The sequence below is a fragment of the Hymenobacter sediminicola genome, assembly GCF_014250515.1.
Classification (GTDB): Bacteria; Bacteroidota; Bacteroidia; order Cytophagales; family Hymenobacteraceae; genus Hymenobacter; species Hymenobacter sediminicola.
Map to the genome: position 1 here is coordinate 3,688,058 of NZ_CP060202.1, position 13,071 is coordinate 3,701,128.

Consider the following 13,071-nt stretch of genomic DNA (forward strand, 5'->3'; position numbering starts at 1 on the left):
AAAATGGTCCTAACAGCCTAAAGACCTTCTTACTAAGCGCAAAAACGCCTGCCCTTGAGGAAGAGCAGGCGTTGGCTGAGTCCGTTATGGCTCAGATTATTTCTTGCTGCCGGCGTATTCGGCATTTAGGTATTTGAGCACCTGTGGCGTGATGTCGAGGTCTTTGCGGCCGTAGGCAATGGTGCCGCTGGGAGCCGCAATCAGAATCAGGCGGTAGCCGTTGGCTTTGCCGTACTTCTCAATCTGCTTGTTGAGGCGGCCGAGTACGTTTTCTGTCATCTTGGCTTCTTCCTGCTGCGCTTGTTGCTGCAGTTTCTGCTGGCTTTGCGCTACCTGCTGCTGCTGAGCCCCCAGTTTCTGCTCGGTGGCGGCGCGCTGCTCGGCGGTCATGCTTTCGCCCTGCTTCTGATACTGCTGCACGGCTGTCTGGAAGCTTTGTACCAGCTTTTGGTTCTGGGCTTCCCAGCCTCTGGCTTTCGCCTCGAAGCTCTTGCGGGCATCCTGCATGCCTTTATAGCCGTCCAGCAACTTGCCCGACTCCACGTAGGCTACCTTGTCGGTATCGGCGGTGGCAGTGGTCGGCGCATCCGTTTCTTCCGGCTCCACGGTGGTTTCTGTCACGGCGCCGCTGGAATCAGTGGTTGCAACTACTGCCGGAGCTTTGCGGATAGGAGCCGTTGCGGGCTTGTTGGCGAAATGCAAATAGAACAGCACAGCCACGGCAATGACCAGCACGGCATTGATGGCCAGTTGGAGAGAATTTTTCATTCGGGGAATAAGAGAAAAACAAAGAAGCCGCCTGCCACCGGCAAACGGCTCCCCAAAGAAACGAAGGTCTTCGGATTAAATTGACTACCTGACTCAAGGCGCTTCCGGCTCGTCGTCTTCGGGGTCGTCGGGGTCGTGCTCCAGCGGCTTCATGGGCTTTTCTTCGTAGGGCGGCGCCAAGTCCACACGACTGGGGGCCGCATCGGTGCGGCCTACGTGCACCAGCGCATCGCCTTGGTTTACCACAGGCATATGGTTGAGCCCGATTACATAGCCCGCTACCGGAGCTTCCAGCCGCACGGCCGTTTCGCCGTAGGGGTCGGCCACGGAGCCGTACACCTGCCCTTTCTCAATATAGTCGCCGTTGCGCACCAGGCTCCGGAACAGCCCCGCGAATTTGGCCCGCAGCCATGTATGCCGCAGGCACACAATGCCCGGATGCTCTGGCCGGGAGGCCTCAGCTACCATCCCCAGATGATGCAGCACCCGAAACGTGCCCGCAATACCCAGGTCAATGCCCGGTTCGTCGAGCCGCAGCGACTCGCCGGTTTCATACACAATGATGCGCCGCCCCTGCTGCATGGCTGTTTCGCGTAGGGAGCCTGGGCGTAGCGCGGCGTGCAGCGTAAAAGGGGCAGCAAAGGCGGCGGCCAACGCATCCGTTTCGGGGTCTTCGTGCAGCAGGCACCGAATCTGGGGCATGTTGGAGCGCGCTGCGCCGCCCGTATGAAAATCGATGCCGTAATCAATCAACGGCATGATTTCGCGCATGAAGCGGTGCGCTACGCGGCTGGCCAGCGAGCCACGGGGGTTGCCAGGAAAGCTTCGGTTCACATCCTTGCCATCGGGCACATCACGCGAGAAATTCAGAAACCCGTAGATGTTGAGGATAGGAATGGCAATGATGGTGCCTTTCAAGGGCCGCAACAAGTCGCGCCGGATCAGGCGCCGGATGATTTCGATGCCATTCACCTCGTCGCCGTGCATGCCGGCCATCAGCAGCACCGTGGGGCCGGGCACAGCAGAGCGAAACACGTACACCGGAATATCGATGACTGTGCCCGAGGGCAGCCGCGAAATCACCAGCCGCGTCAGAATTCGCTCCCCCGGCTTAATGGTGAGGCCGTTGAGGCAAATATCAGCAGACGCGGCAGTAGCAGTCAAATCCATCGGCGGATGTAGCGCGAAGCTCCAGCCCCGTGCTTTGTAGAACGAACTCAGGGTAGTGCCGCATGGAAAGGCCGTTGCAATGTCTAAAGCTGGAGATTCAGACACTGCTCAGCTTACCCATCCTAGCTCTACCAATGACTCGCTCTCAGTGTAGCGCTTACTGCCAGAGGTTGCGGCAACGGAAGATATAAAAACCAGCGGAATTTGCACAGGTAGCATTCCGGTAATCTTTTTTTGCGCGAAAGCTCAACTACAACGGCACGTCCGATTGGTTGTCGGGCATCGACTCTGCCAGGCGGGTTTTGGTACCGGCTTTGGACTTTTTCCGTTGCGCTATATCCGCTGTGTATTCGATGATTCGGCCGGCAATGTCAAGGCCTGTGGCTTTTTCGATGCCCTCCAGCCCCGGCGACGAATTCACTTCCAGCACCAGCGGGCCACGCTTGCTCTGCAGCATATCCACTCCCGCAATGCCCAGGCCCAGCGCCTTAGCCGCCAGCAGGGCTGCCGCTTTTTCGGCGCGGGTCAGTTTTACAAGGGTGCCGGAGCCGCCGCGGTGCAGGTTGGAGCGAAACTCACCTTCCTTACCCTGCCGCTTCATGGCGCCTACTACTTCGCCGTTCACCACAAAAGCCCGTAAATCGGCGCCTTTGCTTTCGGCAATGAATTCCTGCACAATGATGCGCGCCTTCAGGTTATGAAAGGCTTCAATCACCGACTGCGCCGCTTTTGCCGACTCGGCCAGCACCACGCCCAGGCCCTGTGTGCCTTCCAACAGCTTGATGATGACCGGCGCACCGCCCACCTGCTCAATCATGGCTGGCACCTCGTCGGAATAGTTGGTGAAGGCCGTTTTGGGCATGCCCACTCCGGCCCGGGACAGAATCTGCATGGAGCGGAGTTTGTCGCGGCTGCGCACAATGGCTTGGCTTTCTACGGCCGTGCGCACTTTCATCATTTCAAACTGACGCACTACGGCGCAGCCATAAAACGTTACGGAAGCCCCGATACGGGGAATAATAGCGTCGATGCCTTCCAGCGTCCGGCCTTCGTACAGAATGCCCGGCTTGCCCTTTTCGAGCACCAGATTACAGTGTAAATGATCTAAAACCACAGCTTCGTGGCCCCGCAACGTAGCGGCCTCCACAAGGCGGGTGGTAGAATACAGCTTCGGCTCGCGCGATAGAATCGCCAGTTTCATCAGAGAGAATAGAGAAGGTGGGGTTGAGCAGAAGCGTCTGCAAGAGAATACGCTACGCGTATCAGGACCGCGAAGAATCCGCGGCAAGTTGGGTTTTGGAAGATACGTTGCGCCGCGTTACGTCTACCACAAAGCGGCCGTGGCGCAACAGCAAGCGCCCCAACAGCACCGGGTATTTCATGTCAGAACGGTCGGAGAGTGAAAACTCGGTGTCGAAATCTTCGCCAAATATCCGCAGGATAGCCCGGATAACGTAGCGTTCCTGCACTTCGCCGTTGGAACTTTTGATGTCGCGCAGACTGAACTCAGCAAATTCCATGGGCTTGCCATCAAAGTCCGGATGCGAGGGGTCGAGCAGCTGCACATGCAGGCGCTGGCGGCCCGCAGCATCCGTTACCAGATGAATATTGGAGCAATGGATGGCACTGGTGTAGGCCCCGGTATCCACCTTGGCCTCTACTCCCCACAACTGAAATTGCGGAAAGTCTACCAGCTCCCGCCGACCTACAATACGCTTGGGTACGCGCTGCTTTTTCATCGGCGGACAAGTAAAGGCGAAATGGTGAGATTGTGAAATGCGGGTCTGCCGGCGGTGTAGTCACTACGCGAGGTGCGGCTAACTTACCATCTCACAGCCTTTTTGCTTAGCCTTTGTAGCTGATGCGGTATACGGCATCGTTCTGGTCGTCGGAAACAAGCAGCGAGCCATCGGGCAGCACCAGCAAGCATACGGGGCGGCCCCAAGGCTTCTGGCCCTGCAGCCAGCCCTCGGCAAATGGCTCATAGGAAATTGCCTGCTTGCCCGTGGCATCGAGTTTCACGAGCATAATGCGGTACCCGATTTTGCTGCTTCGGTTCCAGGAGCCATGCTCCGGAATCAGAATCTGGTTGCGGTATTGGGCCGGAAACTGCTTGCCGGTGTAGAATTTCATACCCAGCGCCGCCACGTGTGGCCCCAGCTTACGGGCGGGCTTCTGATAGGTATCGGCGGAGCGGCCTTTGCTAAGCTGCGGGTCGGGTACGTCGCCGGCAAAGAAGTACGGAAACCCAAAGTGCAAGCCGGCATTGGCGGCGCGGTTCAGCTCATCGGCGGGCAGGTTGTCGCCAAGCATGTCGCGGCCGTTGTCGGTAAACCACAGCGCTTTATCCTGCGGGCTCCAGTCAAAACCAACGGTATTGCGCACGCCTTGTGCAAATACTTCCAGCCCGGTGCCATCGGCATTCAGGCGGTTGATGGTACCATAGATGGGCTCTTCGGGCAGGCAGGAATTGCAGGGTGCGCCCACGGGCACATACAGCTTTCCATCGGGGCCAAAGGCAATGTAGCGGTACCCATGCCAGTCTTTATTAGGCAGCTTATCATATACCACAGCCGGTTTGGGCTTTTGCTTGAGGCGCGTGGCAATGTTGTCGTAGCGCAGAATGCGGTTGATTTCGGCCACGTAGAGTGACCCGTTGCGCACGGCCACGCCGTTGGGCGCATTCAAGCCCGTAGCCACCGTCACGACTTCATCGGCACGGCCGTCCTTGTTGCGGTCAGGCAGGGCGTACACTTTATCGTCCTTGGTGCCCACGTACACGGTGCCATCGGGCCCAACAGCCAACTCACGGGCACTTTTTACGCCTTGTGCGAAGTAGCTAATCGTGAAGCCGGCGGGTAGCTTAATCTTGCTCAGGTTGGCATCGGGGGCGGCTGTGGGGCGACTAGGAACAAAAGCTGCTAGCAACAGCGGGGCCAGCAGCAGTATGGGAAGGAAGTGGCGCGTCGTCATATACTGCGTCAAACCGCAGATAGCTCCCGAAGGTTGCCGGGATGTATGCACAAGGCCACCGGAGCCCCAGGGCAGCAGCTATGTGCTTCGCTCCCTGCGGCTCCGGTGGCCCTCCCTGGCTGTGCTTTATATTCGCCCTTCGCGCTGCTGGCGCTGAAGCCGCTCATACTCACGCTCCGAGAGCTGGGCCCGGCCGAAGCCGCCATACACGCCGATACCGTTCATCAGCACGCCAAACCCCCAGAACACGGTAGACCACACCGGCCACGGAATCGGGTACGACTCTCGCCCCGTTAGGGCCCAGATGGCCCACAGCAGGGCATTCACCGTGAGGTAGGTGAACAGGTGTGATTTAAATTTGGCGCGGTCTTTTGCCATACGCCACAGCTGCGGGTCACGTTCGGTGGTTTCCATGGAGAAAGAAGGAGTTTTGGTGGATGAATAATCAAACCTAGCCGGCTCCTTAAATATACACAACTGAATATTTCCCAAGCGGCAACTTTGCCGGTTGAACCCGCAAAAAACGCATCCGGACTGTAGTGCGTTCCGGTAGGTTCGTGCTGGTGTTCTTCCTGTTTCCCCTACACATGACTCAGTAGTGTCTATGTAGGAGCTGCAAGGCCCGGCGGCTTCGCTATGGCAGTACCATGTGCGGCGGATTTTGTAAATTCAGTCAGGACTGGATCTACACTTCTACAAACAGGACATGGAACTCTCCAATCAGTTGCCTTTGGCTGGGCACCGCCGCAATAGCTCCTCCAATCCGGTTTGGATGGATGTGCTCCGTATCCTGCTGGGCTTGGTTTTATTTGTGAAAGGCGTTGCCTTCCTAGACCACACCAGTGACGTTTTTTACCTGCTGAGCCAGCAGCAGAACTTCGCGGAACTCAAAAAGGCAACCCTCTTTTTCAGCATCTTCCACATTGTCGGCGGGCTCATGATAGCCGCCGGGGCCCTGACCCGGTTTGCACTACTCTGCCAGATTCCTATCCTGCTGGGAGCCGTGCTCATCGTAAACCCTCAAAACGGGTTCGGGCTGGAAAACCGGGAGCTTTGGGTTTCCATGGTGGTGCTGGGGCTGCTTCTGTTTTATATGGTGGTGGGCCCAGGCCGGTTTTCGGTAGACAACAAGATTTTCCGGGGTCAGAAACAATAGTGTTAGCCTTACGGGCTTGCTAGAGCCGCACCTCTGGATGCTGGCGCAGATAGGCAGCTACGTTGTGCAGCAGGCCACCGTGCCCAGCCTCCAACAGCAGAGTGCGGCCGGCACGCAAAGCCTTCGTGAAACGCTGCAAGCCAGCATGGGGAATCACTACATCGTGGCGGCCCAAGAAAAACGTGACGGGTATAGGGCGGCGGTTGAGCACGGCGGCCAGCTGGCCCAAATCGAAGGTGAGCTGCCGAAAACCAACCCAGCTGCGGTACACGCGCAGGCGCTTTTCGCGGCTATCCAGCTGCCATTCGGCGAAGCGCACGAGGCGAGACGGCACCACCCGGTGCTTTTCCAGCCGCCCCAGAAACCGCAGCAGATTCTCGGGTTTCAGCACGGCCCGGCCCAGCACCCCGCGCATCCAGGGCGGATAGGTAGCCAGGGCATACCAGAACTGCCGTTGCAAACCGTCGGGCGCAATCAGCCAGATGTTCTTTACCTGCTCCGGAAACTGCTCGGCGGCTGTCAGCGCAAATTTGGCGCCCATGCTGAAGGCCAGCAGACTGAATTCGTGGATGCCTTCCTGCTGCAGAAAGTCATGTAGCATTTCGGCCAGCCGCTGTTTGCGGAGTGGAGCATCAGCTTTGAGCAGGTGGCTGCGGCCGTGGTAAAACAGGTCGAAGGCATACACGGTCAGCCCATCACCTAACGCGTCTAGTACCGCGCGCCAGTGTGCCTGGCTCTGCCCGTAGCCATGAAAAGCCAGCACCACGCGCGGCCCGGTGCCATATACGTGGTAGTGCAAGCGGCTTGGCATACTATAAGACTTAGATTCTGCGTGCGTGGCGCCCTATTGGTTTTGCACCCATACCCTTCTGCTCCCTCTACCCTATCCGCGACACGCCGCCCGACACGATAAACTTCATGACCTCGCTGCTGGGCAGCTCCAAATAGGATATGGCAGCGGGTTGCACCAGCACCAGCTCGCCGGAGAAGTTGTAGGAATGCGGAAAATATACTGCCACTAGGTCTTCGCGTTGCAGGGCGGCTAGATTATCCTGCGTTATGAATCCCATTTTGTAGACGTTGTCCTGGCCATTGAGGCGCACCAGCACCGGGCAATTGAACTTCTGGTTGTCGCCGACGAAGGCATCGAACAGGTCTTTGAGGCTGGAATAGATGATGCTGACCAGGGGTGTGCGGTGCAGCAGCCGCTCGGCAATAACCAGGAAGGGCCGCACCATAAACGACTTGGCTACGAACCCTACTATCGTGACCAGGAAAACGGCAACTACCAGCCCCAGGCCCGGCACGCCGTAGTTAGGAAACAGGTTATCGAGCCAATGAAATACGGCGTACAGAATATATATCGTGAGGCCAATGGGCGCCACGATAAGAAACCCGTTGAGAAAGTAATTGAACAGTTTACGCATGCCGCGAATGTACTATACGGCGGCGCCTTGCCCTGGCCTAGATAGAAAAATCAGGCATGAACTGCTAAAGCGTGGCTATACCAATAGTTGCTCGACACTCAAAAAAAGACTTCCCTGCGCTATTCCTATTAAGGAAGAAAGCGCAGGCAAGCTTATTACAGGTTGGTATAGTTCGGGGAGGCTTACACTACGTGCTCGGCTACTTCTTCTATCCGCTCTTTTACGCGTTGCATGAGCCACATGGGGGTGCTGGTAGCGCCGCAAATTCCCACCGATTGGGCATCATGAAACCATGCTTCGTCCAGTTCCTGCTCGTTTTCTACAAAGTAGCTGCGCGGGTTGGTTTTGTTCACCACCGAAAACAGGGCCTTGCCGTTGGAGCTCTTTCGTCCGCTCACGAACACAATTACATCGTGCTCCACGGCAAATTTCGCCAGGGCGGGCTCCCGGTTGCTGACCTGCCGGCAGATGCTGTCATTGGCATCAAATGATTCCAATGATCCGCCAGCCGCCTGAATCCGCTCCTCCATTACGGCTTTCATGTGGTAGAAGCCGGCTGTGCTTTTGGTGGTCTGGCTGAAGAGCGTAACGGGCCGCGCGAAGTCTACTTGGTCGAGGTCGGCTTCGGTCATGATGATGATGGCGCGGTTGCCGGTCTGGCCCGTGAGGCCGGCCACTTCGGCATGGCCCGGCTGCCCGTATATCACGATCTGGCCATTATGGCGCTGGCTGGCATCAAAGGCGTGCTTGACTCGGTTCTGGAGCTTAAGCACCACCGGGCAGGAAGCGTCAATCAGCTCAATGTTGTTGCGCAAAGCCAGCTGATAGGTTTCCGGCGGCTCACCATGCGCCCTGATCAGCACTTTGCAGTTGTGGAGATTTTCGAGTTGCTCCCGGTCAATAATGCGGAGGCCCTTGCCGTGCAGGCGCTCCACTTCCATGCGGTTGTGCACAATGTCGCCGAGGCAGTACAGGGTTTCATCGTGGGCCAATTCGTCCTCAGCCATCTGAATGGCAAACTCAACGCCGAAGCAGTAGCCGGAATTTTTATCAATGGTAACGTTCATAGCCCTTGGGGTGCAGCGTACGAAGTAGGTGGAGGGTGGAGTAGGTGGAAAAGCGGAGGCAGCAGAACGACTATGCAATTCTGATGCCCGATACTGCCTTGCCACCGGACGCCAGCAACTATTTCCTCCTGTTATACAACCACTTCGCCGCCATTCCGTTCGGTGCTGGCTCCGGCCGCCAGCGCAAACAGCGTCGCCGACACTCGCTCCAGCACAAAATCAACCTGCTCGTCGATCATCATGTGGGTTGTGTCGAGCAGCACAGCATCGGTGGCGCGGCGCAGAGGGCTTTCGGTGCGGGTCGAGTCGAGGTGGTCGCGTTTGCGCAGGTTTTCCACAATTTCCTCCACCGCCACCTGCTCGCCTTTTATGGCCAGCTCTTCTTGGCGACGCTCGGCACGGGTCACTACTTCAGCCGTCATGAACACCTTTACCTCGGCATCCGGAAACACAGTGGTTCCGATGTCGCGGCCGTCCATCACCACACCCCGCTTGCGGCCCATGCGCTGCTGCTGCGCCACCATGGCATGGCGCACAGCCGGAATGCTGGACACTTCACTCACCAAGTTGGAAATCCGCATCTGCCGGATTTCGTCTTCCCGAATTTGTCCATCCAGGCATAGCTCGTTGCGGCCGGTTTTGCGGTTGCGCTTGAAGCTGATGTGCATTTCGTGCAGGGCCTGCTCAATCTGCGGCAGATTATCGAAGGCTATGCTGTGCTCCAGCAGGTAGAGCGTCACGGCCCGGTACATGGCCCCGGTATCGATGTAGGCATAGCCCAACTCCGCAGCCACCGCCTTGGCTGTGGTGCTTTTGCCGCAGGAAGAGTAGCCATCGATGGCAATGACGATTTTTTTCATGGCTGATTCTCTCGGCACAGAGTGGCTGCTGGGTGAACTCACGAAATCCAGTTTTTGCGACGTGGCGCGGCAGCCAGTCGTTCGGGTATGCTCGCAAAAAACGCCGCTACCGACTCAGGCTGGCCTTTATCAAGTTGCTGTGCAATGCGGTAGAAAGGATTGAAAAAGCTGTTTTGCTGGATACCCACGCCGGTTGTGCCATCCGGGCCCTGGGCCCAAGTGCCGCCGTAGGTGCTTACCAAGCATTGCCCCAGAAAACACCCCAGCGCCGTCACGATGCCTTCCCGGTCGGCAGGCTTGATGCCGGGCCGCTGGGCTTCTATAAATTCATCGAGCCGTTGCACGGCAGCAGCGTCATACGCATTTACCTGTAATTGCTGGCGCACTGCTTCGGCGGCGGCAAGCAAGGAGGCAACAGGGGATTCGGCGGGTGAAGACATAGGCAAAAAGTTAGTGTCCTGACTGAGCAGCTGATTGTAGAAACCGGCGCAGCTGCCAGTCGGCGTAGCGTTCCAAGAGCGGCGCAGCGTCGCGCCGGAGGTGGTATTGTCTGGCTTGAAGGCCGGGCGCCAGCTCTGGGTCGGTGCCAAGCAGTGTAAGCATAAGTTGGTTAAACTTAACCGTATTTGTTGGCAGCACCTGCCATGGCTCATGGCCACGGCGCAGCAACATACTGCTGGAAAGCGCTGTGGTGATGGTGGCCGGGCGGGCAGGGTCGTAGCTAAGCAATTGGAAGCCCCCACCCCGGTAGAGCTGGCGCGCAAAGGCGGCGGGTATCAAGCGGGGCTGAGGGCGGCGCAGAAAGCGGCGGCGCGGCACGGCTACCGCGTGAGCCGCCACCACCGTATCACCCAAGTACACAAACCGCTTCAGATCTGTCGGCGAGTAGGCGGTGAATACGCCTCCTTCGTTACGCAGATAGACCCGGTCGTTTTCCCATCCGTCAATCCGCACTGTATGCCACTGCCCATCCAAAGCCTGGTAGCTGCCGGCATGGCCGGAGCCTCGCCGAAGCGTAGGGTCGGCGGCTGGGGCAGGCACAGGAGCCGGAAACGCGGCAGCCCGACGCTGCGCCTGCGCTCCGGAAGGGCGTAAGCTCAGCAGCAGAAACAGCACAACGCTGTACGACAGGTAGAATTTCACTGATCCGGGATTAGAGAGAATTGACGTTGCATGCTGGCAGCAGCCCAACAGCCGGTGGCAGAGCAGTCGGCCAGTAGCTAATGACTATCACAGGGACAGGGCATTTTGCCAAACTTAGCTTTGCGCTTCATGGCCGAGGTTTTTTTCTGCTGAGGCGTACGACTGGCGCAGCCCGTAGCAGCAAGGCCCGAACCCAAAATCAGGGTGGCCATCAGCAAAGTCACAATCTTTCTCACCGGCACAGATTTTCGGCAAATATACGGTTCTTTACCCGTTGGCCGTGGCCTAACCTCAACTTTCCCCTCGCTTACCTCCTGCTATATGCCCGTCGGTTTTCAGCTCACAGCCAACGTCATCGACCTGTTTGCCAATACCATTACCCCTGCAATCCTACAGGTGGCCGATGGCCGGATTGCCGCCATAACCCCTACCGGCTCTACTACTCCCGACCCGACTCTGCCGTATGCGCTGCCGGGTTTTGTGGATGCGCACGTGCACGTAGAAAGCTCGCTGCTAGTGCCCGCCGAGTTTGCCCGGCTGGCCGTGGTGCATGGGACCGTTGCTACCGTTTCCGACCCGCACGAAATTGGGAATGTGCTGGGCGTTGAGGGGGTGGAGTTCATGCTCGAAAGCGGCCGACAGGTACCGTTCAAGTTCTGTTTTGGAGCACCGTCGTGCGTACCAGCCACGCCATTTGAAACGGCCGGGGCCGAAATAACTGCTGCCGATATCGAGCAGTTGTTCCAGAATCCCGAAATCGGCTATCTGGCGGAGATGATGAACTGGCCCGGTGTGCTGCACCGCGACGAATTAGTGATGGAGAAAATCCGGCTGGCGCAGCAGTACGGCCGGCCCGTGGATGGCCACGCCCCCGGCCTGCGCGGCACCGATGCCAAGTGCTACGCCGAGGCCGGCATCAGCACCGACCACGAATGCTTTACGGCCGAAGAAGCCCTCGACAAGCTGGCCGTGGGCATGAAGATTCTGATTCGGGAAGGCTCAGCGGCCCGCAACTTCGATGCCCTAATTGAGCTGCTACCCGAGCATTACGAACACCTGATGTTTTGCTCCGACGACAAGCACCCCGACACGCTGGTGCTAGGGCACATAAACCAGCTGGTACAGCGGGCAGTGGCGTTGGGCCACGATGTGCTGAACGTATTGCGTGTTGCCTGCCGCAACCCCGCAGAGCATTACCGCCTGCCCGTTGGGCTCCTTCGCGAGAATGACCCTGCTGACTTTATCGTGGTGAATAACCTCACCGATTTCCGGGTGCAACAGACGTATCTGAACGGTGAACTGGTGGCCGAAAACGGCCAGACCCGCATTCCATCGGCGCCCGGCCGCGAGGTCAATAACTTTCATGCCCACACGGTGGCGCCGGCTGATTTCCGATTGCCAGCTCCCACTGCCAGCGAGTCGGTTATCCGGGTGATTGAATGCTTCGATGGGCAGCTTATTACGGCCCGCCATGATGTACCAGCCCGCGTTGAGGGTGGCCTGGTGATGCCTGATGTGGCACAGGATATACTCAAGCTGACTGTGGTAAACCGATACCATGCGGCCCCACCAGCGGTGGCGTTCATCAAAGGATTCGGCTTGAAGCGGGGCGCCCTGGCCAGCAGCGTCGGCCACGACTCGCATAACATCACGGCCGTTGGCTGCGATGATGAAAGCATAGCCCGGGCCGTGAACCTGGTGATGGAGGCGAAAGGTGGCTTGGCAGCGGTGGGTGCCAATGGCGAGGAGTTGCTTCTGCCCCTGCCTGTTGCTGGCCTTATGTCGGGGCAGGACGGCTACCGCGTAGCCGCCGACTATGCCGCTATTGACGCATTGTCGAGGCGGCTAGGCTCGCCGCTGGGCGCACCCTTCATGACGCTTTCGTTTATGGCGCTGCTGGTTATTCCTAGCCTCAAGCTCAGCGACAAAGGCCTATTCGATGGGGAGTCGTTCCGGTTTGTGGAAGCCGTAGTCTAGCTGCCTACCTCCTAGCAAAAGAAAATGCCCACTGGTCAGACCGGTGGGCATTTTTAGTGAGGGTAGTTGCGGACTATTGTAAGAACTATTCTGCCAGCGCAAACCGCTTTTTCATCAGTTTTTCCATCTTCTCCTCTGTCAACGGCTTTGCCAGATACTCTACGTTAGGGTACTGGGCAACTCGCGCCGTATCAGCAGCGTGCATGGAAGTAGTGAGAACGGCCATGACGGTTTTTTCTTTGGCGGCCTCTGGCAGCTCGTCGTACAGCTTCAGAAACTCAAAGCCATCCATACCGGGCATTTTCAGATCTACGAACACGAGTTCCGGTATGTCATCGGGACCAACTCCGGTCTGGTCGGGCCCCCATAGAAACTGGAATGCCTGCTCAGCACGGGAGAATGTGTGGATTCGGTCCGCTACCTCCAGCCGGTTCAGCAAACGATTGTTCAGGAAGCTGGTGGTTTCGTTGTCATCCACTAGCACCACATTGCGCAGCTTTTTCGACATAAGGCAAGAGTTTGGTTATGGT

General features: G+C 57.8%; 15 protein-coding genes. 2 read left to right on the forward strand and 13 right to left on the reverse strand.

Annotation, left to right across the window (positions count from 1 at the left end; all coding sequences use genetic code 11):
- Positions 1–96: 96 nt before the first annotated feature.
- From H4317_RS15805 to H4317_RS15830, 6 genes are all read right to left on the reverse strand, one after another.
- On the reverse strand, positions 97–768 hold the full coding sequence (locus H4317_RS15805) for an OmpH/Skp family outer membrane protein (RefSeq protein WP_185887534.1): 672 nt from the start codon (positions 766–768) through the stop codon (positions 97–99).
- A 93-nt stretch (positions 769–861) separates the two neighbouring features.
- The gene (locus H4317_RS15810) at positions 862–1,938 is read right to left on the reverse strand and encodes a succinylglutamate desuccinylase/aspartoacylase family protein (RefSeq protein WP_185887535.1); all 1,077 of its coding nucleotides are present in this window, start codon (positions 1,936–1,938) and stop codon (positions 862–864) included.
- 250 nt (positions 1,939–2,188) lie between these two features.
- Positions 2,189–3,139, reverse strand: a complete 951-nt coding sequence (gene rimK / locus H4317_RS15815) for a 30S ribosomal protein S6--L-glutamate ligase (RefSeq protein WP_185887536.1) — start codon at positions 3,137–3,139, stop codon at positions 2,189–2,191.
- A gap of 61 nt (positions 3,140–3,200) precedes the next feature.
- Complete coding sequence (locus H4317_RS15820) at positions 3,201–3,677, reverse strand: ATP-dependent zinc protease family protein (RefSeq protein WP_185887537.1); 477 nt, start codon at positions 3,675–3,677, stop codon at positions 3,201–3,203.
- Positions 3,678–3,783: 106 nt separating this feature from the next.
- Positions 3,784–4,911: a PQQ-dependent sugar dehydrogenase gene (locus tag H4317_RS15825; RefSeq protein WP_185887538.1), complete on the reverse strand. Its 1,128-nt coding sequence runs from the start codon at positions 4,909–4,911 to the stop codon at positions 3,784–3,786.
- Positions 4,912–5,037: 126 nt separating this feature from the next.
- The gene (locus tag H4317_RS15830; protein WP_185887539.1) at positions 5,038–5,325 is read right to left on the reverse strand and encodes a 2TM domain-containing protein; all 288 of its coding nucleotides are present in this window, start codon (positions 5,323–5,325) and stop codon (positions 5,038–5,040) included.
- Between the two features lie 292 nt (positions 5,326–5,617).
- On the opposite strand from H4317_RS15830, the gene H4317_RS15835 reads away from it, so the two are divergent.
- Positions 5,618–6,067 carry a DoxX family protein gene (locus H4317_RS15835; RefSeq protein WP_185887540.1) on the forward strand — a complete coding sequence of 150 codons (450 nt, stop codon included), beginning with the start codon at positions 5,618–5,620 and terminating at the stop codon, positions 6,065–6,067.
- Positions 6,068–6,086: 19 nt separating this feature from the next.
- On the opposite strand, the gene H4317_RS15840 is transcribed toward H4317_RS15835, so the two are convergent.
- The 6 genes from H4317_RS15840 to H4317_RS15865 form a co-directional block, all read right to left on the reverse strand.
- On the reverse strand, positions 6,087–6,878 hold the full coding sequence (locus tag H4317_RS15840; RefSeq protein WP_185887541.1) for an alpha/beta fold hydrolase: 792 nt from the start codon (positions 6,876–6,878) through the stop codon (positions 6,087–6,089).
- Positions 6,879–6,945: 67 nt separating this feature from the next.
- Entirely contained in the window at positions 6,946–7,494 is a 549-nt protein-coding gene (locus tag H4317_RS15845; protein ID WP_185887542.1) for a DUF502 domain-containing protein, read from the reverse strand.
- Between the two features lie 182 nt (positions 7,495–7,676).
- The gene (locus H4317_RS15850) at positions 7,677–8,561 is read right to left on the reverse strand and encodes a 4-hydroxy-3-methylbut-2-enyl diphosphate reductase (RefSeq protein WP_185887543.1); all 885 of its coding nucleotides are present in this window, start codon (positions 8,559–8,561) and stop codon (positions 7,677–7,679) included.
- Between the two features lie 131 nt (positions 8,562–8,692).
- On the reverse strand, positions 8,693–9,421 hold the full coding sequence (cmk, locus tag H4317_RS15855) for a (d)CMP kinase (protein ID WP_185887544.1): 729 nt from the start codon (positions 9,419–9,421) through the stop codon (positions 8,693–8,695).
- A gap of 38 nt (positions 9,422–9,459) precedes the next feature.
- Positions 9,460–9,861 carry a hypothetical protein gene (locus tag H4317_RS15860; RefSeq protein WP_185887545.1) on the reverse strand — a complete coding sequence of 134 codons (402 nt, stop codon included), beginning with the start codon at positions 9,859–9,861 and terminating at the stop codon, positions 9,460–9,462.
- A gap of 10 nt (positions 9,862–9,871) precedes the next feature.
- A complete protein-coding gene (locus H4317_RS15865) occupies positions 9,872–10,564 on the reverse strand; it encodes a hypothetical protein (protein ID WP_185887546.1) in 693 nt (230 codons plus the stop codon).
- 321 nt (positions 10,565–10,885) lie between these two features.
- On the opposite strand from H4317_RS15865, the gene ade reads away from it, so the two are divergent.
- Positions 10,886–12,541 carry an adenine deaminase gene (gene ade, locus H4317_RS15870; RefSeq protein WP_185887547.1) on the forward strand — a complete coding sequence of 552 codons (1,656 nt, stop codon included), beginning with the start codon at positions 10,886–10,888 and terminating at the stop codon, positions 12,539–12,541.
- An 85-nt stretch (positions 12,542–12,626) separates the two neighbouring features.
- Here the strand turns inward: ade and H4317_RS15875 are convergent, their stop codons facing one another.
- On the reverse strand, positions 12,627–13,049 hold the full coding sequence (locus H4317_RS15875; protein WP_185887548.1) for a response regulator: 423 nt from the start codon (positions 13,047–13,049) through the stop codon (positions 12,627–12,629).
- Between the last annotated feature and the right edge of the window lie 22 nt (positions 13,050–13,071).